23 protein-coding genes are annotated in these 21,059 nt (G+C 60.6%); 16 read left to right on the top strand and 7 right to left on the bottom strand.

The annotated features are described in order from the left end of the window. Positions 1–11 precede the first annotated feature (11 nt). Positions 12–1,031, bottom strand: a complete 1,020-nt coding sequence (locus CD04_RS23630; protein ID WP_031405142.1) for a GGDEF domain-containing protein — start codon at positions 1,029–1,031, stop codon at positions 12–14. A gap of 553 nt (positions 1,032–1,584) precedes the next feature. Here CD04_RS23630 and CD04_RS0106350 point away from each other — a divergent pair. Beyond that, on the top strand, positions 1,585–2,634 hold the full coding sequence (locus CD04_RS0106350; RefSeq protein ID WP_031405138.1) for a DMT family transporter: 1,050 nt from the start codon (positions 1,585–1,587) through the stop codon (positions 2,632–2,634). Between the two features lie 40 nt (positions 2,635–2,674). Here CD04_RS0106350 and pelG read toward each other — a convergent pair whose 3' ends face one another. Next, positions 2,675–2,980 (bottom strand): exopolysaccharide Pel transporter PelG, encoded by a 306-nt coding sequence (gene pelG / locus CD04_RS24465; RefSeq protein WP_031405136.1) that lies wholly within the window; start codon positions 2,978–2,980, stop codon positions 2,675–2,677. A 653-nt stretch (positions 2,981–3,633) separates the two neighbouring features. On the opposite strand from pelG, the gene CD04_RS23045 reads away from it, so the two are divergent. The 10 genes from CD04_RS23045 (at position 3,634) to CD04_RS0106300 (ending at position 11,049) form a co-directional block, all read left to right on the top strand. Further along, on the top strand, positions 3,634–3,792 hold the full coding sequence (locus CD04_RS23045; protein WP_081857827.1) for a DUF3309 domain-containing protein: 159 nt from the start codon (positions 3,634–3,636) through the stop codon (positions 3,790–3,792). A 91-nt stretch (positions 3,793–3,883) separates the two neighbouring features. Beyond that, positions 3,884–4,195: a BON domain-containing protein gene (locus tag CD04_RS0106340; RefSeq protein WP_031405134.1), complete on the top strand. Its 312-nt coding sequence runs from the start codon at positions 3,884–3,886 to the stop codon at positions 4,193–4,195. Positions 4,196–4,312: 117 nt separating this feature from the next. Then, complete coding sequence (locus CD04_RS0106335) at positions 4,313–4,528, top strand: glycine zipper 2TM domain-containing protein (RefSeq protein WP_031405132.1); 216 nt, start codon at positions 4,313–4,315, stop codon at positions 4,526–4,528. Between the two features lie 111 nt (positions 4,529–4,639). Continuing rightward, positions 4,640–4,861 (top strand): hypothetical protein, encoded by a 222-nt coding sequence (locus CD04_RS0106330; protein ID WP_231480488.1) that lies wholly within the window; start codon positions 4,640–4,642, stop codon positions 4,859–4,861. A 328-nt stretch (positions 4,862–5,189) separates the two neighbouring features. Continuing rightward, entirely contained in the window at positions 5,190–5,519 is a 330-nt protein-coding gene (locus tag CD04_RS25095; protein WP_031405128.1) for a collagen-like protein, read from the top strand. 329 nt (positions 5,520–5,848) lie between these two features. After that, positions 5,849–6,280: a hypothetical protein gene (locus CD04_RS0106320; protein ID WP_051848985.1), complete on the top strand. Its 432-nt coding sequence runs from the start codon at positions 5,849–5,851 to the stop codon at positions 6,278–6,280. Continuing rightward, on the top strand, positions 6,277–7,776 hold the full coding sequence (locus CD04_RS0106315) for an ATPase domain-containing protein (RefSeq protein ID WP_031405124.1): 1,500 nt from the start codon (positions 6,277–6,279) through the stop codon (positions 7,774–7,776). Before CD04_RS0106320 ends, CD04_RS0106315 begins: the two co-directional genes overlap by 4 nt. Before the next feature lie 13 nt (positions 7,777–7,789). Then, positions 7,790–9,463 (top strand): diguanylate cyclase domain-containing protein, encoded by a 1,674-nt coding sequence (locus tag CD04_RS21500; protein WP_156030134.1) that lies wholly within the window; start codon positions 7,790–7,792, stop codon positions 9,461–9,463. Further along, positions 9,463–10,203, top strand: a complete 741-nt coding sequence (locus CD04_RS0106305) for a Crp/Fnr family transcriptional regulator (protein WP_081857826.1) — start codon at positions 9,463–9,465, stop codon at positions 10,201–10,203. The genes CD04_RS21500 and CD04_RS0106305 overlap by 1 nt, the downstream gene beginning before the upstream one ends. 153 nt (positions 10,204–10,356) lie before the next feature. Beyond that, positions 10,357–11,049, top strand: a complete 693-nt coding sequence (locus CD04_RS0106300; protein ID WP_031405119.1) for a Crp/Fnr family transcriptional regulator — start codon at positions 10,357–10,359, stop codon at positions 11,047–11,049. A gap of 75 nt (positions 11,050–11,124) precedes the next feature. Here CD04_RS0106300 and CD04_RS0106295 read toward each other — a convergent pair whose 3' ends face one another. From CD04_RS0106295 to CD04_RS0106270, 5 genes are all read right to left on the bottom strand, one after another. Further along, positions 11,125–11,616 carry a universal stress protein gene (locus CD04_RS0106295; RefSeq protein ID WP_156030132.1) on the bottom strand — a complete coding sequence of 164 codons (492 nt, stop codon included), beginning with the start codon at positions 11,614–11,616 and terminating at the stop codon, positions 11,125–11,127. Between the two features lie 7 nt (positions 11,617–11,623). Further along, positions 11,624–12,034 carry a hypothetical protein gene (locus CD04_RS22510; protein WP_156030130.1) on the bottom strand — a complete coding sequence of 137 codons (411 nt, stop codon included), beginning with the start codon at positions 12,032–12,034 and terminating at the stop codon, positions 11,624–11,626. A gap of 62 nt (positions 12,035–12,096) precedes the next feature. Next, entirely contained in the window at positions 12,097–12,540 is a 444-nt protein-coding gene (gene dksA, locus CD04_RS0106285; protein ID WP_031405113.1) for an RNA polymerase-binding protein DksA, read from the bottom strand. 610 nt (positions 12,541–13,150) lie between these two features. Further along, the gene (locus CD04_RS0106275; RefSeq protein ID WP_081857824.1) at positions 13,151–13,825 is read right to left on the bottom strand and encodes a ParB-like protein; all 675 of its coding nucleotides are present in this window, start codon (positions 13,823–13,825) and stop codon (positions 13,151–13,153) included. A 202-nt stretch (positions 13,826–14,027) separates the two neighbouring features. Beyond that, positions 14,028–14,846, bottom strand: coding sequence for an MIP/aquaporin family protein (locus CD04_RS0106270; RefSeq protein ID WP_038167537.1), 819 nt, complete (start codon positions 14,844–14,846; stop codon positions 14,028–14,030). 982 nt (positions 14,847–15,828) lie between these two features. On the opposite strand from CD04_RS0106270, the gene CD04_RS23040 reads away from it, so the two are divergent. The 5 genes from CD04_RS23040 (at position 15,829) to wecB (ending at position 21,053) form a co-directional block, all read left to right on the top strand. Further along, entirely contained in the window at positions 15,829–15,984 is a 156-nt protein-coding gene (locus CD04_RS23040) for a DUF3096 domain-containing protein (RefSeq protein ID WP_081857979.1), read from the top strand. Between the two features lie 395 nt (positions 15,985–16,379). After that, the gene (locus tag CD04_RS0106250; protein ID WP_369792778.1) at positions 16,380–17,891 is read left to right on the top strand and encodes a glycosyltransferase; all 1,512 of its coding nucleotides are present in this window, start codon (positions 16,380–16,382) and stop codon (positions 17,889–17,891) included. Beyond that, positions 17,888–18,943, top strand: coding sequence for a polymer-forming cytoskeletal protein (locus CD04_RS0106245; protein WP_031405103.1), 1,056 nt, complete (start codon positions 17,888–17,890; stop codon positions 18,941–18,943). The genes CD04_RS0106250 and CD04_RS0106245 overlap by 4 nt, the downstream gene beginning before the upstream one ends. Then, complete coding sequence (locus CD04_RS0106240) at positions 18,940–19,914, top strand: hypothetical protein (protein WP_156030128.1); 975 nt, start codon at positions 18,940–18,942, stop codon at positions 19,912–19,914. The genes CD04_RS0106245 and CD04_RS0106240 overlap by 4 nt, the downstream gene beginning before the upstream one ends. Then, entirely contained in the window at positions 19,911–21,053 is a 1,143-nt protein-coding gene (gene wecB, locus CD04_RS0106235; protein ID WP_031405100.1) for a non-hydrolyzing UDP-N-acetylglucosamine 2-epimerase, read from the top strand. Before CD04_RS0106240 ends, wecB begins: the two co-directional genes overlap by 4 nt. Positions 21,054–21,059 lie beyond the last annotated feature (6 nt).

Genomic DNA, 21,059 nt, shown 5'->3' with positions numbered 1-21,059 from the left:
TGCTCGCGTCCTTAGGCCGCAGCCATCAGCGCATCGACTTCGCGGCCATAGAAGGACCAGAAGCACTCGCGGTGGGACTTGCTGGTGCGGGCGTTGTGCATGGCCTGCTGGGCATGGCGCAACAACTCCGGCGCGTCGACGTTGTCATCGGGGAACACCGTGATGCCGATGCTCAGCGGACATTGCCACAGCACCGTATCCGACAGCGTGTAGGGCAGGTTCAGGTCCATCTGCAGGCGCTCAAGCAGGGGCGCGACGGCCTCGATGCGGTAAATATCTTCGAGCACCACGGCAAAGCGGTCACCTTCGAGTCGCACCACAAGATCGGTTTTGCGCAGTGCATTGCGCAGCCGGTCGGCAAGTTGCTGTAGCACGGCATCTCCCACCGCGTTGCCCTGCGCCGCGGTCAGGGCGCTGAAGTCATCGAATTCCAGCAATCCCACCAAGACCTTGCTGCCATGCCGACGCGCGCGAGCCAGGGCGCTGGGCAGCATTTCCTGGAGTGCATCGCCGTTGAGCGAGCCGGTCAGGGCGTCGCGCAAGGGGCTTCGTTCAAGCTGGCGTCGCACGCGTTCGGCCGCCTGTCGATAGCCTTCCATCTGCCAGGCCTCGTCGCGGCGCAAGCGCTTGTACAAGGCGCCCATGAGCGGGCGGCGTTGAGCCAGCGACAGATCGGCGGCAAACGTCTCGAACTCGGCGGCAAACAGCGACGACGTGGTCATGATCCACATGGGTGGCAGACCCCAGCGGTAGTACAACGCCCCGATCTCCACCATGCGGTGCTGCAGTTGCTGCGTGTACTCCGAGGCCAGCAGTTCGCGGTAATGATCGGTCTGCATGGTTGCCAGCTCGAGGCGCTGATCCTTGCTGAGCCCAGCCAATGCACCCTCGTCGTCGGCCTGCGCTTGGATTTGCTCAGCAAAGGTCTTCGCAAACGCGTCCAGCCTGCTGAGCAATTGTGGCGCGCACGCCACCAAGGCCTGCACTTCATCGGCAGTGAGTTGCAGGAACTCCATCAGAATTTGCATCATGGGCCTCGCCAATGACAGTCTTGCTGGTTGTTCGGAATGCTGCGGTGCCGAGCGTCCAAAATTTCGATGGAAACATCGGACGCAGGCGCTGCAGGAGTGGATTGAATGACTAGACCCATTCTGGCCGAAACGCGCGGGCGCCGCCACCCACGCTGTCCGGAAAAAATGGCGAAAGTGTGAAATCGGTCACGCCCGAGGCACTTGAATGATGCGGGCCCTCGGCCAAGGACACGGTGACCGCGTGGCTCAACAGCCGCTCTTTGGGAGCATCGCGTGCGCGGCATTCGGCGAAGACCCACGCGGCATCCCTCAAGCGCAGGAGCTTGCCGTGCATCCGGCCAAGAGCCGAGACGGCGCCAGCGCATCGGCCCACGCTTGCCGTGAAGGCCCGGCAATCTTGGCGTTTGCGTCGTGCCGTGGACTTCAGTCAGGTCGTTGGGCGACGCGCTCCATGCATGGCCTCGGCCTCGTCGCGGCCGCTTTGAAGCTTCTGCGATCAGAGACAATGCGGGAAACCTTCAACGATTGCGCTCCCAGGCGCTTCTGCTTCACCATGTCTCTGCGTTCAGCCGCCCCGGCACTCGGCGCCGCACTCCTGTTCGGCGCGAGCACACCACTCGCGAAGTTGCTCGTGGGCGATGTGCCACCTTTGCTGCTGGCTGGTTTGCTGTATCTCGGCAGCGGGCTTGGTTTGGGGTTGCTGTTGGCTTTGCGGAGGATTCGCGGCGCTGAGGCCGCTGGAGAGCTGCGCATTCCCGCGCGCGAGATGCCATGGCTGCTTGGTGCCATCGTGTTCGGCGGGGTCATTGCCCCGGCGCTGCTGATGTGGGCGTTGACGCAAATCGATGGCGCAACGGCATCACTGCTGCTCAACGTCGAGGGCGTGCTCACGGCCGCCATGGCGTGGCTTGTATTTAAAGAGAACACGGATCGGCAAATCGTCCTCGGCATGGGTGCCATCGTTGCCGGTGGACTCTTGCTTTCCTGGGAGCCCGGTGGAGCGAAGCTATCGCCGGGCTCCCTGCTCATCGTCGGTGCGTGTCTGGCTTGGGCCATCGATAACAACCTGACGCGCAAGGTGTCGACGAATGATGCGATGCTGGTGGCGTGCTTGAAGGGCCTCTTGGCAGGGGCCTGCAACACGGGCTTGGCTTTGGCCGCAGGCGCCTCAATGCCGGGCCTGCCGGCCATGGCGAGCAGCATGCTGGTGGGGTTTCTCGGCTATGGCGTGAGCCTGACCCTTTTCGTTGTCGGACTGCGCACGCTTGGTACTGCGCGCACGGGAGCCTATTTTGCAGTGGCGCCGCTTTTCGGGGTCGTCATTTCGCTGGCCCTGTGGCCACGTATGCCCTCAGCCCTATTCTGGGCGGCGGCACTACTCATGGCACTGGGCGTCTGGCTCCACATCAGGGAGCGGCATGCGCATGAACACACGCACGAGCCGCTGGAGCATGCTCATCGTCACTGGCACGACGAGCACCACCAGCATGCGCATGATTTCGTCTGGGATGGCGCGCAACCGCACGCGCATCCCCATCGTCACCAAGCGCTGACGCACACTCATTTGCATTACCCAGATATCCATCACCGGCACAAACACTGACATGCACGCGGGTGGGGCGCGAAGACGGACGCACCAGCCTTTATGGATCCGCGATCCGTGTCCCTGGGAGCATGAAGGTCTGGTATTCGAGGCGGCGAAACAGGCGTTGCACGAGCATCAAACCCACCAGGAGGGTCAGCAGCAGGGCCACCGCAAAGCCGTAGCCGAAATGCACAACGCCGGGGGCCATCGACAGGCGGCTGAGCGCGACGTTGAGGGCGGCCAGCCACCCCAGCGCCCGGAGCTGACGATTGAGGCATTGCTGTGGGCGCGCAGCAAGCGGAGATAGGGCTGGCTGCGCAGAAGTTTGTACAACTCGATACCGATGCTGGCCATCCACGTGCATGGATGCGCCACGGTCTGACGCGTGCCGTGGTTTGCGGCGTTATCAACGACCCCAGGTAAAACTGCGCCTTGGCGCCTTGACAGGAGCCGGCCACGCGGCCGGTTCTCCGGGGCGCCGCGAGCCGCGCCGGCGCGGCCGGGCGATCCTTCTCGATCGCCTTGGGCCGCTGCGCAAGCAACTGGGCACCATCCGGCGACCTCTTCTGCTTTCGGAAACGCCTTGCGCCGCGTCATAGGCCGCAGGTGCGGGAGGATGCGCGAACAACCGAACACCAACTCCGGTGCGTCACCAGTGCAGGAGAGGCAACGCTGGCCTTGACGACGCTGTGGGCGATGAGCTTCGCGTTGGGCTTGCAGGCCGCCAATATCGGTGTTGGCCGCGGCATCGGGCGAGCGCGACAAAGCAAAGCCCGAAATCCGATCCCTCGATACGCACTGGGCACCGATTCCCTGGCGGGGCGCCTGGAAAGTGATGTGCGACAGCGTACAGACGGATCAGTTGTAACGAGATATTTTGCTTCTCGTGACGGCAAGGCAGGACCGGGGGTTGCTGTGCTTCGATCTTGAAGCGCCACTGGTCCATGCAATGCGTTTTCTCGTTATCCGCATCCATGGCCATCAAAACCTGTTTGGCGATCTACTTGGAGTTCGACCATGTCTTTAGGCGCACTGCTTTTAATCATTCTTGTTTTAATGTTGGTTGGCGTTTTGCCGACTTGGCCCCATAGCAGAAGTTGGGGATATTTTCCAAGTGGAATTCTCGGATTTTTACTCATCATCGTGATTGTTCTTTTCCTTACGGGTCGGATGTAAAGAAGGTTCCGGTCTTCCGAAAATATTTTTGTTTCTCTGGCTTTGCAGCGAGATTGGCTGCGGCCGATCGACTTATTGATCAAGGATTTATATGCGATTAATCAAACCTCTCTATGCGATCTTGCTGGCAGTTTCCGTCGTCAGCATGGTCGGATGTGCCTCGACGCCCAAACAGGAAGGCACGGGTCAATATTTCGATGACAGTGCCATCACGGCCAAAGTCAAGGCGGCCATCTTTGCAGATGCTGATCTCAAGGTTGCTGAAATCAATGTCGAGACTTTCAAGGGGGTCGTGCAACTCAGCGGCTTCGTGCGCTCGCGCGCCGACGAACTCAAGGCCGTTGAAGTTGCTCGAGGCGTCGGCGGCGTCAAAACGGTGAAAGACGAGATGAGTCTAAAGTAATCCGACTGCCAGAGCGGTTATGTCGGGACGCGGCAAGGAGGCATTTGGTCAAGACATTAATTTTCGCGCCGGGCGGATAGCCCGGTATTTCCATAACCTGAATCACGAGGTGGTTTCATGAAAATCAAGCAAAGGTTCATTCCCACTGCCGCCGCTGCAATTGTGCTGCTGGCCTTGGGTGGCTGCGCCGGTATGTCGTCGCAAGACAAAAACACGGCCATCGGAGCGGGCGTCGGCGCCGTGGGCGGCGCAGTCTTGTCGGGTGGCAGCGGCATCGGCACGGTCGGTGGCGCAGCCGTGGGCGGGATCATTGGCCATGAAGTGAGCAAATGATGAAGGGTCTGGCAAGCAGCGGTTTCGCGCCGATGCCGCGTGTGGGGGCCGCAGCGCATTTATCGGAACAGCGGCACGTTCCAATTGAATGGACAACTGCAGGAGGCAAACATGCGAGATAGCCCGATGCGGATGACCAAATTGCCGGCGATCCTCGGCCTCGCCTTTGCCGTGAGCGTCTTGAGTGCCACGCTGTACGGTTGCCAAAAGCCAGAAGGCCCAGCCGAGAAGGCCGGCAAGGAAATCGATCAAGGTGCGGCGAAGGCTGGGCAGCAAATCGAAAAGGCGGGCCACAGCGTGCAAAACGCGGCGAAGGGCGATCAGCAGCAGTGAGCGTTTTCGGCAACCAGCCATGTCGGCCAGCGGGTTCCCCGCGCGAGAACTGGCGAGCCGAGGCTCGCGGTGGAAACGTGATACGCCAAGGACGCGACGCACTCGAGACGGTTGGCCAACGCACGGGCGCGCGCTGCGAGAACGGACGCAATGCCTGTTCCTGGCGGCGGATGGCAAGACTCAGTAGCCGCACCTTCTGTAGCCACCGATTGGCCAAGGCGGCACCCGCATCATCCAGCCAACGTACGACAGCGTACAGACGCACCGGACATGCGCTGCCATAGTGTCCATATGGCCGTCTTGGCTGTGTTTTGACAAGGGATCAATCATGAACTATTCAATACCTGCCGTACTGCTGTTGGCATCGTTCGCGCTTGGTGCGTGCACGGGCCCAATGGGGCCGCAAGGCAATCAAGGCAACACTGGCAACACGGGCTATACGGGGGCCAAGGGCGCGCCCGGCAACCAGGGGAATACCGGCGATACGGGTGACACTGGCATGCAAGGCAAAACTGGCAATCAAGGAACCGTGGGCGCAACAGGTGATACCGGTGCCACTGGCGATACGGGAAACACGGGCGATACCGGGGCAACGGGTGCCAAGGGCAAAGCTGGCACCGGGGGCAGCACTGTCGTTGTTGTGCCGCAGGCCCAGTGAGCACAGAGTAGGGGGAGGTGGTGCGTTGCTGTAATGCGAACGGTGCATGCCACCCGCCCAAGGCGATGGGTGCATTGCCGCCACGTCACGCGTCGAGCGGCTTGGTTGCGCCAAAAAATTATGCGCTCGCTTCCAAAAAGTGGAGCCATATCGGCCTATGCTGCGCATACTGTCGCAAACGATATGCCCAACGATTTCCGGCATCTGTCGGTCATGCGAGCTAGATGCCCAAAAATATCAACGTCATTTCGCCGGACGGCCGAGGCACTGCCCAAAGTTTTGCTGCGGACCGACAGCCGTCAAAACCATTCCAGCGCACAGCACGACCTATGGAAACGCATGAGCAGCTGCAAATCGAAGCCAATCTGATGCGGCGAGGGGGCGTCGATGCGGATCCTGCGCAAATCGCCAGCGCGGTGGTTTCGATTTGGCAGGAGATTGCGGCCAGCCTGAACCCCATCATCGGCAAGGGCGGGGTTGACGCTCTGTACCAGCGCAGTCTCTATCTCACCAGTACAGCGCATCCTTGGTTGATGACTGCCCATAGCCGCACCCAGCCTGCGGCGATGGGTCTGGACGCGTTGAGATCGGCGCTCAAAGGGCAAAGCGGTGCCAATGCCGCGGCGGGTGGCGCGGCCATGCTGCACACGTTCTATGCGCTGCTCTCCAGCCTGATCGGAGCCGCGTTGACCAGGCGTGTATTGCACTCGATACGGATCAACTTCTTGAGCGAACCGCCTGAGCAGGACACACAGCCATGACGAGCAAAGTGACGATCAATCGTTTGTCCACCGGCGTCCCCGGCTTGGACGATGTGTTGGGCGGAGGGCTACCAGAGTTCTCGTTCAACCTCATTGCAGGCCCTCCAGGCTGCGGCAAAACGACGCTGGCCCACCAGATGATGTTCGCGTTGGCCACGCCCGAGCGCCCAGCGCTGTATTTCACGGTGCTGGGCGAGCCCCCGCTGAAAATGCTGCGCTACCAGCAGTTGTTCACGTTCTTCGACAACACGCTGATCAATCGTGGGGTGTACTTCTTCAACCTCTCCGACGACGCCATGGCGGGCGATCTCGACCATGTCCTGCGGCGTATCGTTGCCGAGGTCGAAACGCACAGCCCGGCCCTCGTCTTCGTGGATTCATTCCGTTCCGTCGTGCTTGCCAATAAAGCCGCACGGAGCCCGCACAATAGCCTGCAGCAATTCGTCCAGCAACTTGGCATGCTGATGACAAGTTGGCAGGCCACGACCTTCTTGATCGGCGAATACTTCACGGAGTCCGACGCAAACCCGGTGTTCACCGTCGCCGATGGACTCATCTGGCTACGCCAGAGCGTGCAGCGCAACTCCATGGTTCGCAAGATGGAGATCATGAAAATGCGCGGCCAGGCCACACGCCCTGGTCTGCACACGTTTCGGATCAGCAGCTCGGGCATCGACGTCTTCGCATCGTCCAGTCTGACGCTCGAGGGCGGCGCCGTGGCGGCCTCGCCGCCGTCAACTTCACGCCTGAATATCGGAGTCCCGGGCCTGGATGACATGCTGGGCGGCGGCCTGCCGCGCGGGTATTCGCTGCTGGTCGCCGGTCCTTCGGGTTCGGGAAAAAGCATTCTCGCCTCGGCGTTCCTGGCCGAAGGCGTAGCGCGCGGCGAGACGGGCGTCATCGCCGCCTTCGAGCAGCACCCGAATCGATCCCGGAACCGCGTGCTCATCGATCTCATCGAGAGCGATCGCGTGGGCTTGGTGGACAGTCGGGCGTCCGATCTCTCGATCGATGAAATCATCGTGCTGCTGATGCGCGAAATCCAGCGACTGAAGGCAAGCCGTGTCGTGATCGATTCACTTTCGGGTTTCGAGCTCGCGCTGGCGCCCACATTTCAGGAGGATTTTCGTGAATCCCTTATGCGTCTGGTCACCACATTGACCGGCGCCGGCGTCACCGTGCTGATGACCTCCGAACTGGAAGACCGCTATACCGATCTGCGCTTCAGCCCCTATGGGGCGGCATTCCTGACAGACGCCATTATCGTGCAGCGTTACATCGAGATCAACAGCCGCTTATTGCGTGCGATGGCAGTCGTCAAGGTGCGGGCCAGCGCACATTCCAACGCCTTGCGCGAGTTCACCATCGATAGTGACGGCATCCATGTCGGGGAAATGCTGTCGGACCAGGAAGGGTTGCTTGGCGGGCGGCCCACGCGCAAGTCGGAGGGCATGCCCCATGAGCCGATAATCCCGAAGGCGGAAACGTCGAATTGAATTGCCACCCGCTGTGAATCAGCCACCGGACTCCAACGCGCGTGAAGCGGAACAATCCGCGCGCGAGCTTGTTCAGTTGCAGGATCAGGTCGACGCCGCGCGCGTGGTGTTGAACCGCTTGCTGCAGGACGTGATTGTGGCCGAAAGTCGTGCGGATGCCGCCCGCGAGTCCAAGATCGTCGAGGCCAACGAACAACTGGTGCTTGCCGCGCTCCGCGCCCAGGTTCAAGCCGATGAGGCCATGCATCGGCTTGAAGCCGTCTCGCACGCGGCGGGGCTCGACTCGCTAACGCAGCTACCCAGGCGTGGCTGGATGCTCGACCAGCTTGCGCATGCCATCGGCCAAGCGAAGCGGCATGGAACTCGCCTGGCCGTTCTGTACCTAGATTTCGACAATTTCAAGCGAATCAACGACACGCTCGGGCATGCGGCTGGGGATCAGGTGCTCAAGCTGGTCACAAGCCGCCTGGTGACGTCGATTCGCGAGACGGACCTGGTGAGCCGCTACGGAGGCGATGAGTTCCTGATCCTGCTCACCGACATCGCCACGCCTGCAGATGCAGCCTTGATCGCCCAAAAGATCACCGCGACTCTGGATATGCCAAGCCGCGTGGGCGAGCATGTGCTGCGATTGACGGCGAGTATTGGAATCAGCCTGTATCCGGATGACGCGGAGGATGCCGATACCTTGATCGCTCGAGCAGACGCGGCCATGTATCGCGCGAAATCGCAGCGGGTCGGAAGCTTTGAGTTCTATGGCAGTGACGCATTCGCTGAAGGCATTCTGCAGCGACCACGCCTTGCCGCGCTAGAGCGCCCCGCGATGCCGATTACTATGACCCACGAGGAGCAAGAGAAAAGACATTTGCAACTCCGGGAAGCGAACGAACAGCTGGTCCTTGCTGTGCTCGATGCGCACGAACTGCGGGAGGCTGCAGAACAGGGGCAGCGCCGCCAGTCCCAGTTCCTGGCCGTGGTCGCGAATGAGCTGCGCGATCCGTTGACGCCCATCCGTGTGGCGACGGCCATGCTGGGCCGGGTCCGCACAGACGAGCCCCTCCTCCCGCGCGCGCAATCGATGATCGAGCACCAACTGACCCAGATGAATCGATTGGTCGACAGATTGGACGATATATCCAAAATCCAAATGAACAAGCTGACGCTCATGCGTCAAATGGTCGACATGACAAGCATCATCGATGAAGCGGTCAACGCCAGCCGACCTGCCATGGATGCGCGCCTGCAGGGACTCAAAGTCCGGATGCCTTCGCGTGCCTTGGTGATGCATGGCGACCCGAATCGCCTCACCCAGCTTCTCGGCAACCTCTTGGATAACGCTTCCAAGTACACGCCCGACGGCGGCGAGATCGATCTGAGCGTCACCACGGCAGATGACCAAATCGTCCTGACGGTATCCGACAACGGCGTGGGCATCACCGCACTGGCACTGCCCCGGATCTTCGAGCCTTTTGTGCAAGACACCCACACCACCGGACTCAATGGCGTTGGCATGGGCATCGGGCTTACAGTGGTTCGCGCCTTGGTCGAGGCCCATGGCGGACACATCACAGCGGCCAGCGCCGGAAGCGGACTTGGCAGTCAATTCGTCGTGAAGCTGCCGCTGGGTGGGCGCTCGGGTGTCGACCAAGGCGGAGACGGCTCAAGCGATCTGGATTCCATGCATTGATGGACAGTCCACATCCGGATCAGCCGCGCAAGCTCTTGGGGGCCAATGCCCGGGAGCCCAGAGCGAACCATCTCCTGGCCGTGCTACCAGACGCCGAGCTCCAGCGCTGGCTGCCGCATCTGGAATGCGTGGAATTGTCGCTTGGCCAGGCCCTGTACGAATCGGGCGCAACATTGAGCCACGCCTATTTTCCCACCACGGCCATCGTCTCGCTGTTGTACGTGACCGAGGACGGTTCGTCGGCTGAAATCGCCGTGGTCGGCAACGACGGCATCGTCGGCATCCCGCTGTTCATGGGGGGCGGGTCCACGCCCAGCCGCGGAGTCGTGCAATGCGCAGGGTATGGATTTCGCGTGAGGGCGCAAGCCCTGATGCACGAATTCAACACATCGGGGCCCGTGAGACTTCTGCTTCTGCGCTACACGCAGGCGCTGATCACGCAGATGACGCAGACCGCAGTGTGTAACCGCCACCACTCGCTGGACCAGCAACTCTGCCGCTTGTTGCTGCTCAGCCTGGACCGCCTGCAGGGCAGCGAACTCATCATGACGCAGGAGTTGATCGCCAACATGCTTGGCGTACGCCGGGAAGGCGTGACGGAGGCCGCAGTCAAGTTGCAGAAGGCGGGCTTGATTCGCTACGCCCGAGGGCACATCACCGTGCTGAATCGACAAGGTCTCGAGCAGCGCTCCTGCGAATGCTACGCCGTGGTCAAGAGGGAGTATGACCGGCTGCTTTAAATAAGTGCCAGTGGCTATGCGTGCTGGCAAACAGACACGGCGATGCGGTTCGCGCAGACTTGACCGATGCGTTGCCGCCCCGGCCCAAGGCTGACAAGGCGATCTTCGTCCGCTCCCCTTATCGCAGGGGATCGCAATGTTCCGGAGAACCCTTTGGCCGTCGCCGAAAACCACCTGATTGAACTGCTTCCCCGCGAGGATCGCCTGCGCCTGCAGTCCATCGGTGTGCTGGTTGAACTCAAGTTTTCCGAAATACTGTCCATGCACGGCGAGCGCACGCTCCATGTTTATTTTCCCACGGATGGATTCATTTCAGTGCTGACACGGCGCGACGACACCCCTCCTCTGGAGGTTGGAATGGTCGGGCGTGAAGGCATGTTGGGGGCGCAGCTGGTTCTCGGTGTGGTGACTGCGCCATTGCAGGCCCTTGTGCAGGGCGCGGGAGCTGCATGGCGCATCGATACCTTACCCTTCCAACGCGAGTTGGCGCGCAGTACTGCACTCCAACTTTGCCTGCACCATTACATCCATGTGTTGATGGCCCAGTTGACCGCATCGGCAACGTGCTTGCGCTTTCACAAGATCGGTCCTCGCCTGGCGCGTTGGCTGCTGATGAGCCAGGATCGCGCACACGCCGACAGCTTCCACGTGACGCATGAGTCTCTGGCGTACATGCTTGGCGTGCGCCGCGTCGGCATCACCGTCGCAGCCAGTGCCATGCAGCGCGCCGGGTTGATCGAATACCACCGCGGTGAACTCACGGTGCTCAACCGCGGCAAGCTCGAAGCCGCAGCCTGCAGCTGCTATGCCGCTGACGGGCAGGCCTACACCGAGATCATGCACTGAGCGCCACATCACACCAAGTCCGCGCGATGAACGCCGATTCAGGCTGCCCGGACGGAAGGGGCGGGCAGGCGGACGCTAAGGGTTCGTGATGTCTTTTGAGGGCACGGTCAATACACGAATTGCGCTCATCCGCGCCACACCGTCGGCGACGCCGCCCAAAACTCGGTGAGCCATACTTTCGTGCCCATCGCGGCCAAGGACAATAAGATCGGCGCCCCACGTGTTGGCATCCGCGGCGATGACGGCGGCCACACTGGCATTGTCGAGACAGGTTTCACCGATTGCGGTGCTTGCGTCGAGCCCCGACCGCGACGCCCTTTCCATCCACCCGTCCAACATTTGCCGCGCGCCATCGCTCATCACCTCGATCATGTTGGGATAAGCGCCGATGAAGTTATTGAAGTCGATCACTGTCAGGAAGCGCACCGCCGCATGATGGTCACGCGCCAAACCCACCGCGTGGTCCGCTGCAATCTGCGCAGCACTGCTTGAGTCGAGGGGAACGAGGATTTTTGTGTACATGGCCAGGGGTGTCCTTGAGCTTGGGGTCAGGTGCCGGATGTGCAAGGTGGAGTCACCAACGCAAATAGTCGTTCATGCTTCCCGAATGCGCCGTGATGGCGCGTGTTTGACTCTTGTGGCTTCCGACAATGGTGTATTCACCCGCGGGTACCTTGAGGTAACACAGCGGTCCCTCCGCAGTAAAAGTGGCGATGATCCTGCCACCCGTCTTGATCTGAATCGGAACATCAGCGAGATAGGCACCGTGCGGACCCTCAACCATCCAGAATCCCAGATTGAATGCATGGGCCTGCGCCTTTAACGCCTTCAAATGCGCAGCGCCGACCCCTCCGCACAAGTGGGTGATGATGCCCGGGTCTGCCCTGGATGTGGCATGAGCTGCGTCTGCGCAAGCCCAAAGAGCAGCCGCGCTGGCAAGCGCGACAAGGGCACTGCGCATGGGTGAAACCGTGGTCTTGAGCACTGAAAACTCCTTGAAAGTGCGGCTTCGATACCGACCGACACGCGTACGTGCTGGCTGCTTGGTCAAGACCGATGCTTGACCGGCAGCATGCCTTGGATCGACTCTTGGTGCTCTTGCGCTTCGATCGAGAGCGTTGCCGTGGGGCGCACCAGGAGCCGTGCAATCCCGATCATCTCGCCTGTTTCTTCACAGATGCCATAGCTTCCGTCGTCGATGCGCGCCAGTGCTTCATCGATGGCATGCAGGTGCTTGCGTTCACGGTCGCGGATCCTGAATTCGAGAAAATGGTCTTCTTCCAACGACGCCCGATCCGATACATCGGGGGTTGCCTCGAACTCCTGAAGATGGGTCATGGTCTCATGTGCCGCCCGCAGCAGCGCGGCGCGTTTGGCGTGAAGCAGCTCCCTGAAGAATGCGAGCTGCTGAGGAGACATGGCCTCTGCGGCGCCAGCCGGCAAGGATTTCGCGCGCTGCGCGGGAGCCGCTGCCAATGCTTGTGGGTTCATCATCGTGGGTCACCTTGTTCGCGAAGGAAAATAAGGCGGTGCGACGCAACCCGCACGAGAGAATGCGTGAGGCTGGACAACCGATCAAGCCGGTGAACATTCGGGCGCGACCGATTCGCCACGTCCCCTGAGAAGTCAGCGCCGCCGAAGCGATCGAGGCTCGTCGGCGACGACGGCATGAAAGCCATCTCGCCAAATAATGGCGGGTTGGACTGGAGATCGCCAAGCGTGCCACGGACCCGCGCTGCACGGTGCCATGCATCCCGTGCGTGCTGCGATGCGCCGTCTTGCTGTGTTTCGAATATTTGGAAATTCATGTGCAACTGTCGGGTGCGATCCTGCGCCTGTCCTGGGTAGCGTTGTGGACTTGATTTGCAAGGCTAATGGTTCCGTGCGTCGCCGTCTGTGCGGCGGCGCACGATGTTGCATGCACTCCGGGCGGTCTGATGGTGATTCGTCGCGCATGCCCACTTGCACAGTCGCATCCGCGCTCCTTGTCGGCCACGGATGCGCCGGCCATTGAGGCAACGCGGCCGTGGCCAAGCGCATGCTCTGGGGGGTCTGAACGTGGCCTCCATCGCCTGCGCAACGATCGCCGCAGCCGGAATGACTAGGTGCGCGGGCGCCTCACCTTGGATGTTTTGGGCACCGGGTCCAAATCGTCTTCGCCCTCAACATTGACACCGCTCCATCCGGGTAGGTGCGAAGCCTCCTTGCCGTGGGCGAGTTCTTGGGCGCGGCAGATGGCGGCTTGCGGGTCCGTTTTGAGCATGTGTGCGGAAATTCGCCGCCGGAAGAAATCGGCCCAGAGGAACTCGGCAAATGGCTCTCCATCCTTCGGAAAGCCACCGGAACTCTTGACGACCCCGGCAAGACTGCGATAGGGGTCGTCGATCAGGTCCGTCAGTTTTTTGGGAAGTTGGTTGAAATCACATCGATGACCGTCCCGATCATACGGATGCACCCATTGGTAATGGTCCATGACAACCCAGAACTCGTGCTGACTTAATGCCGCGAAGTCTTGCATGAGGACGAGTTGGGTACTCTGCACGTTTTCCAGGATCAAAGCCAGTCCCAGGTGATGATGGTCGATGATGTAATAGCGCGACTTCGGTCCGCGCACTGCCGGGAACCAATGCCGGGAAAGGTAATGACTGCGTTCCTGCGGGTCGAGCGTGCACCAGTGTGTCGACTTCTGGCGAACCTCCCCCATCCCTACGGTCATCTGTGTCGGCCTCAGTGCTTTTAATTCAACCTCGACAAGGTGGTGGCGGTAGATGGGCATGACGAAAGGCCGGAGTGGGGTTGCAGGGTTTGGTTTGATGCACAGTCGTTTGCGCGACCGGTTCACTTCGAGGCAAGCGCAAAGGGAGCGTGTCCATCAATCGTGACAGCGGCTCAACGTGACAGGCGTTCCATGGCCTGGGTTGCTGGCGCGCACGAACCCTGCATTCGGCATGGCTCGGTTTATGAGAGGCCATGCAGCGCTACGGCGCGTGCGTTCCGGACTTCGCATCATCGAGGCCCAGATCGCCTTCCGCCGCCATCGTTCCGGCGGCGCTGGGTTTTCCCCTGAGAATGGCCTCGAACGCGACCCCGATCAGGGCCCCCAGGATGGGCCCGACGATATAGATCCACGTTGTCGCAAAATCGCCGCGCACCAAGTCCGGAGCCAGCGATCGCACTGGGTTCATCGATGCGCCACTGATCGGCGCAGCCCAAAGCCCCGCCAACGCGATGTATCCCCCAACGGCAAGGGCACCGTTTGTGCCGATGTTGCGGGCTCCCGAGGCCGTGCCAAGAATGGTATTCACCAACCCGGTGGTCAAGACCGTCTCCATGGCGAGCGCCTGCATACTGCTGATACCGCTTCCAGGCAGGGTTGCGCCCAGCGCTCCGGCGGTTCCGAACATGGCACGCAAAAACAGTGCTGCGGCTACCCCGCCAGCCAATTGGGCTAGCACGTACCCTGGCACCCGCTGCCATGGGAAATTACGCCGGACGGCAAAGGCTAGGGTCACCGCGGGATTCAGGTGTGCGCCACTGACCGTACCCATGAAGTAGATGATTGCCATGACCATGAGGCCAGGAGCAACCACCTGCATGGGCAGGGTGACCGCGCCATGGCTGCGGGCCGCAACAACCCCTGCGCCGGCAGCAACGAGGACGAGAAGAAACGTGCCCCAGCATTCGGCAAACAGCCGGCGCCACTCGATCGAAGGATCAAGAAAATCGACAGAGGACATGCGCTGCGTTCGATGGTCCTCGCGCGCCGCTGCGATATCGGGTTTACGTATCGACGTCATGCCCGGGAAACTCCCCATTCTTGGACTGCGACTGAAATAGGCGACGGTTCAACGGCCTCAATCGCAAGCCGGTGAAGTGCGAATTCATGATGAGAGTCTATGCCTATTTCATAGGCCCATCAGCGTAAAGCCGCGCGCCTGCCTCAAGTTGATGGATTGCGGATTTAGGCTGGCTGGGAGGTGAGGGTATTCTAGTGCTGTGAATCATGAGCGGATTTTGTTTCGGTTGGGGCTCGTGAGGTCTTTGATAGTTTTATCCATGCAGTTGCCGTGGTGATTCATCGCGGGCCACCTTTCATGGAGTGCCCTGAAAATTATTGAATATGGAAATAGATGACAAGCATCGCCAGGGCCAGAGCAGAACCAAGCCAGGAAATCGCCGAGATTCTGCGTTGCCATTTATTTTCTGTGAATAAAGTCCTCGATATATTCTGCCTCATGGCGAAGGTTGGTGAAGCACGCTGGGCAGGTTTTGCGAGGATCCGATGGCAGCGAGCCAGCAACGTAAGCGGAAAGTCGAGTCAGAGTACGCCTGCGCACGTTCGCCGTCTGTGCGTTGGCGCACATCAAGGCACGCCGGGGAGGCCGTACCCGACGCGGTACGCCACGGCGTGGGATGTTGGGCCCCTGCTTCGGGAACGCGGTGGGAGAAAAAAAACCGCCCGCGCGACGCCTTCTTTGACGGCAAGTCAGTGGTCCGGATCGACAGAAACACTGTGTGCGTTACCGTACTGTCTGGCGTCATGTTCAAGATTAACCTGCGGCTTCATGTCGCCGGATGGCTATTGCGTCGTGATGGATACGGCACGCGCGGGCTTGCTTGGCCCGCTTGGAGCGACTGACATGTCTGCGCAACGGCCACAGCGATGCAAAGCCGATTCATGACGTTGCAAAGCCCGGCACCCGATCATGTTGACTTGCAGGCCTTGCGGCCAGGTCAAGAAGAACGGGGAGATTGATTCAATCGAAGAAAGGATTAATGATGAACCTACATTTGAGCATTGGCCCCCTCGTTTCCCTGATTGCGGGTGTACTTATCCTCGTCGTTCCGCGACTGTTGAATTACATTGTTGCCATTTATCTGATCGTGATCGGACTTCTTGGTCTCGTGGGGACTGGCGGCTTCTATATGCATTAATGTGCGGTTCTCGCTCCACGATGCGCCTGAGTTCTGCATTGCGCGCGGATCGTGGCCGGATTCGTCGAGAAATTCCATGCGGCCTGCATCGGCACAGGCAGGCCGCATGGAGTCCGCAAGGCCACTTTTTGCAGTCGCGCAGGGGGCCCACTCCAGGACGCTCCAGGACGCCTTTGTCACGCGTGGCATGGCGTTCGGAGCCGATGTGATGATCGAAGCCCTTTCCGCGGGGTGGCCATCAGACGGCGCCCTGCAGCGGGACCTGGCACGCCGGTCTTGATGGGCGTTGGGCAGGCCGCCTGCTCTTCGGCCGTGGACTGGCACGTCATGGCCGTCCTCACAACGCTTGGCAAGCAAGCCTGGCTGTCCAACCTGCCGATGTTCCCGCTTGGGTGATGACCGATCTGTGCGAGTTGTACGCCAGCGCACAGACCGCGACGCCGCCGCAAGTGAACATGCAATCCTTCCATTCGGGCTGGCTCAAGCCCGCAGGAGACGCCAACACTGGAGAGTCAATTGCTCGTTCACCGCAACCCTTTGCGGCCGCCCCGCTGCTGGTGGGCAACGCAGTCCACGCCGCGACAGTGGAGCTTCCCACACTCGTACCGGATTTACCCAATCTGGCCGTAGCGCTGCACCAACGCCCTGTGGTCACTGGCCTGGCCTTTGTGCTCGGTCTGATTGTCTTGGTGATGATGGCCTACGCCGCACGTCACATCGCATTCACGTTGAGCCGTCTCTTTGGAAAGCAGCGTCATCCCTACCTCGACATCGACACGGCCGACTGGCCAATGCTGACCGTTTTCATCGCGGCGCATAACGAGGAAAAGGTGATTGCCGGATGCATCACGGCGCTGCTGAACTCGGACTATCCGCAGAATCGGCTCAAGATCGTCCCCGTCAATGACCGCTCTCAGGACCAGACACGGAGCATCATTGACAACTTCGCACAACGCTTTCCGGATCGCATCCATCCCTTCCATCGATTAACCGGCAAGCCGGGAAAATCGGCCGCACTCAAGGATGCGTTGCCACTGGCCGAAGGCGACATTGCGCTGATCTTTGACGCGGACTACATCCCCGGGAAGGGACTGCTTCGGCAGTTGGTTTCCCCCTTCTTTGATCCGGAGGTCGGCGCCGTCATGGGGCGCGTGGTGCCCGTGAATGGCGGGAGCAATCTGCTGACACGATTACTCGATCTGGAGCGATCCGCCGGATATCAAGTGGACCAGCAAGCGCGCATGAACCTTCGCCTGGTGCCGCAATACGGGGGAACCGTCGGGGGCATTCGTCGCTCGGCGGTGGACGCGGTGGGAGGATGGAACGACGATGCGCTGGCCGAAGATACCGACATCACCTTTCGATTGCTGATCCATGGCTGGAAGACCGTGTACAGCAACCGCTCCGAGTGTTTCGAAGAGGTGCCGGAGGAATGGTCTGTGCGTATTCGCCAGGTTCGCCGTTGGGCCAAGGGACACAACCAGGTCCTGGTTCGCCACTGGCGCGGCCTCTTGGGCAGTCGGTTCTTGTCGGCCCGGGAAAAAGTCGATGGCTTCATGCTGCTGACGATCTTTGCTGTTCCTCCGTTGCTGTTGTTGGGCTGGGGCTTGGCCTTGACGCTGTACTACCTGAACGCCAGCTCCCTGCTCGCTCTCGTTCTGCCCGTCTTTGCCGTGATGGCCTATGGAACCCTGGGAAATTTCGCAACCTTTTATGAAATCGTGATGGCCGTGCTTCTGGACGGCAACCGCCGGCGCGTGCGCCTTCTCCCCATCAATCTGCTGTGCTTTTTCGTCAGTCTGTTCGCGATCACCTGGGCATCCGCTGAGCTCATTGTGGATGGGCTTTTGCAGAGAGAGCTGGTCTGGCACAAAACCGTGCGTTACAGGAGCGCGAGTCCGATATGAGTCCCCTCGAGTTCACGCTCATGGTTGTGTTCGTGCTGGGAAGCATGACCTTTCTGACGATCCCATTCCTGCCCGCATGGCAAGAGTGGCGCAACCCCAGCGACGAAGACGCCCTCACGGTGCCGGCCCATGACAGCAACCAGGTAAGTCATTTCGCCAACTCGTGGCGCAGGCAGCATGTTGGAGGCGTCCTGGATGCATCCTCCATTGACACATCAAAGGAACTCCAACTTCAACACAAGTTCGACGTTGCCGACGTGCAGGCCTGGAACCATACGGACGAGCCTGTGCTCGCAACCCGAAGCGTTGTGCTTGCCACCCCGGTGGAATGCCTGCGCCCGGTGCATGCCGCTTTGGATTTCCGCGCGGCTGGCGGTTCCACCTTCTCCGCCATCCTGTCAAGCGGATGCATCAAGCTCGGCCCTCTAAGCCGGGTCACGGAATGGGCGCATGCAGACCAGGGTCTGCGCTTGGGTGGATTCAGCGTTGGCCTGCGCCGCCTTTCGTCCGATGCCACCATCGAACTCGGAAGGGGTTGCTGCTTCGAGCGCATGCATGCGCCCGCGGTGCACTTCGGTGCAAGCCGAGCCAAATCGGAGCGCCCGGTTGCCGGCGCAGGCCGGCCAAGCGAGCTTTCGCAATTGCCGGGGGCGGAGCATCGAGGCGGGCGCTTGTACCGGGTGAACGGCAACTGCACGATTCCCGAGAGTCGTCATTATGTCGGGTCGCTGATTGTGACGGGAATACTCACGATCGGCGCGTTCACAAGCATCGAGGGCGACATCAAAGCCCGTCAGGGCATCCGTCTTGGTTTCCACGCCAGGGTTCTCGGGGCTGTCATTTGCGAGGACACGATTCACTTTTTGGCGGGATCCTCGGCGCATGGCCCGGTGACCTCGGAAACCGATGTTCTGCTTGATCACGGCACGCAGGTTGGCCACGAGGACGCGCTGACGTCGATCAGCGCGCCAACCATCATTGCCGAGATTGGCGCCGTGGCGCATGGCACCGTATGGGCCCGGGAAGCCGGCGTCGTATGGGGGGTGGCATGAGAACACGATTGTGGCTCCGACGGTTTGCCGGGGTGGCGCTTTTGGCGTTTCTCGCAAAGGCCGAGGCCGTGCCGCTTGATCTGTCCGGCTACGCCGATGATTCAGGCGCCATTTCCATTCAGTTTCATGGCGATACCGTCGACCCTTATTTCGCCTTGCAAGCGCTTCTCCTGGCGAAACAGAATGGCTTGAGCATTGCTGCCTACAGCACGACATGGGCGGATTGGCTGCTTGCCCGGCAAAAGCCCGACGCCACATTCGATCGATTCTGCCGCAACGGCCCGGTGTGGGCTCCCTGCAAGACGGCTGACGCGGATGATTCGCTGCTTGCGCTTTGGCTCGAGTTTTTGAGGACCATGCCTGCTGAATTGAAACGCAATCCAGCCTGGCGTCATAGCGAGCAAGCCTCCCAGCTTGCTCTGTCCAGGCTGGTGGATCCTTCGCGGGGGATCTATCTCGTCTCGCCGGTCTATCAGCACGGGCTTTTCATGGACAACCTCGAAGTCTGGTCTGGAAAGGCCAACCGTGCGGCTGCTGAGAATGCGGCACACCCAAATCTGGCGGCGTCCATCGACAAGGCGTTCTGGGACGGCAAGACAAAGCGGTTTTTGGTCTCTACACAGCCTGGGCAGGAACTGGTCAAACCGGCGTTCTATCCCGATGCCGTCGCTCAAATCTACCCGTTGTTGGAAAACTATCCCGGCATTCCCGGCGGTGCCCATGCCTGGTATGCGCAATGGATCAAACAGTATCGCGGACTATGGCTGAGCCAGGTCCACACGGATTTTGCGTGGGGGCTTGTGGCGCTGGTTGCCTGGAAGCAGGGCGACACCGCATCCGCGCAGTGCTGGTTGCGCACCACCTTGCCATTTCGCCATACCGCGCACTGGACCGTGACCGATGAAGTCGTGGTGCAGATCCTCAACGCGCACCACGTGGTACCAGCGAACACGAAGGAAAACTGTACATGACAACGTATCTTGCCTGCATCGGGACCCGGCCGGAAATCATCAAGATTGCGGTTCTGTACCGTCTGCTGCGTCAACAGGGGAACCATGTGCAGCTGTTGCACACGGGGCAACATGAGGAGGTGGCCCAAGTTCTGTATCGATTTTTCGAAATACCTCCGGATTATCAAATCGAGTTGCCTCGCCGCTCGCCCCTGCTGGGCAACCTGACGGCGACGCTTCTGGACCGCATCGACAAAGTCGTTGAAAAGGCCGACCCCGACGTGGTGCTGGTGCAGGGAGACACCACATCCGCCTTTACGGGGGCGCTGGCCGGCTACTACCACAACATATCGGTGGCGCATATCGAAGCCGGTTTGCGCACGGGCGAGCATGAGCCGTTTCCCGAAGAAAAGAACCGAGAACTGATCGGCCGTCTGGCCCACTGGCACTTTGCACCCACGCTCCAGGCACAGGCCAATCTGATCCGGGAAGGGATCGAGCCCGATCGCGTTTTCATGGTTGGCAACACGGTGATCGATGCCGCGCTTTGGGTGCGCGAACGCATCAGCCAAGGATTGCTGGATCCGACGCTGGCCATGCCCGGGCAGTTGAGCAGCTTCCTGGCGCAATACAGCCAGAACAGGTTGATGCTTGTCACCGCACATCGCCGGGAAAACTGGGGACAGCCGATTCGCGACATCGCCGCCGCTGTGGTCAGGCTTCTGAACGCGTACCCCGAGCTGGTGGTTGTCTGGCCGGTTCATCCCAACCCATCCGTGCAGGAGGATGTCTCAAAGGGTTTGACCGGGTTGGCAGCGCAGGCTCGCGCGCGGCTGTGCCTGACCGAGCCGCTCGACTACCTGTCCATGATTGCACTCTTGGCGCGCTGCTATTTCAGTCTGACGGACTCGGGAGGAATCCAGGAAGAGGCGTCAGCCTTGGCCAGGCCCGTTCTGATCGCTCGCAACAGCACCGAGCGCCAGGAATTGGTGCAGGCCGGCGGGGCCCGTTTGGTTGGTACCGACACGCAACGCATTGTGGACGAGGCCGAGACACTGCTCAACGACGAGGTCGTTTATCGGCGCATGCAGCTTCCATACAGTCCGTTTGGCGACGGGCAGGCTGCCGAGCGCATTTCCAAAGTTCTGCTCACCACCTAGGCAAAG

This window comes from Thiomonas sp. FB-Cd (assembly GCF_000733775.1).
In the GTDB taxonomy this organism is placed as follows: domain Bacteria; phylum Pseudomonadota; class Gammaproteobacteria; order Burkholderiales; family Burkholderiaceae_C; genus Thiomonas_A.
Note: the sequence above shows the minus strand (reverse complement) of the source record. Positions and strands in the feature narration are given on the sequence as shown.

Coding starts and splice junctions, on each gene's coding strand:
- CD04_RS0106275 (WP_081857824.1), bottom strand. CDS start 13,825: ATGCCCATCTACCGCCACCACCTTGTCGAGGTTGAATTAAAAGCACTG.
- CD04_RS0106335 (WP_031405132.1), top strand. CDS start 4,313: ATGAAAATCAAGCAAAGGTTCATTCCCACTGCCGCCGCTGCAATTGTG.
- CD04_RS0106315 (WP_031405124.1), top strand. CDS start 6,277: ATGACGAGCAAAGTGACGATCAATCGTTTGTCCACCGGCGTCCCCGGC.
- wecB (WP_031405100.1), top strand. CDS start 19,911: ATGACAACGTATCTTGCCTGCATCGGGACCCGGCCGGAAATCATCAAG.
- CD04_RS25095 (WP_031405128.1), top strand. CDS start 5,190: ATGAACTATTCAATACCTGCCGTACTGCTGTTGGCATCGTTCGCGCTT.
- CD04_RS0106330 (WP_231480488.1), top strand. CDS start 4,640: ATGCGAGATAGCCCGATGCGGATGACCAAATTGCCGGCGATCCTCGGC.
- CD04_RS0106320 (WP_051848985.1), top strand. CDS start 5,849: ATGGAAACGCATGAGCAGCTGCAAATCGAAGCCAATCTGATGCGGCGA.
- CD04_RS23040 (WP_081857979.1), top strand. CDS start 15,829: ATGAACCTACATTTGAGCATTGGCCCCCTCGTTTCCCTGATTGCGGGT.
- pelG (WP_031405136.1), bottom strand. CDS start 2,980: ATGCACGTGGATGGCCAGCATCGGTATCGAGTTGTACAAACTTCTGCG.
- CD04_RS0106270 (WP_038167537.1), bottom strand. CDS start 14,846: ATGACGTCGATACGTAAACCCGATATCGCAGCGGCGCGCGAGGACCAT.
- CD04_RS0106245 (WP_031405103.1), top strand. CDS start 17,888: ATGAGTCCCCTCGAGTTCACGCTCATGGTTGTGTTCGTGCTGGGAAGC.
- CD04_RS0106250 (WP_369792778.1), top strand. CDS start 16,380: ATGACCGATCTGTGCGAGTTGTACGCCAGCGCACAGACCGCGACGCCG.
- CD04_RS0106350 (WP_031405138.1), top strand. CDS start 1,585: ATGTCTCTGCGTTCAGCCGCCCCGGCACTCGGCGCCGCACTCCTGTTC.
- CD04_RS0106305 (WP_081857826.1), top strand. CDS start 9,463: ATGGACAGTCCACATCCGGATCAGCCGCGCAAGCTCTTGGGGGCCAAT.
- CD04_RS0106340 (WP_031405134.1), top strand. CDS start 3,884: ATGCGATTAATCAAACCTCTCTATGCGATCTTGCTGGCAGTTTCCGTC.
- CD04_RS23630 (WP_031405142.1), bottom strand. CDS start 1,031: ATGATGCAAATTCTGATGGAGTTCCTGCAACTCACTGCCGATGAAGTG.
- CD04_RS23045 (WP_081857827.1), top strand. CDS start 3,634: ATGTCTTTAGGCGCACTGCTTTTAATCATTCTTGTTTTAATGTTGGTT.
- CD04_RS0106240 (WP_156030128.1), top strand. CDS start 18,940: ATGAGAACACGATTGTGGCTCCGACGGTTTGCCGGGGTGGCGCTTTTG.
- dksA (WP_031405113.1), bottom strand. CDS start 12,540: ATGAACCCACAAGCATTGGCAGCGGCTCCCGCGCAGCGCGCGAAATCC.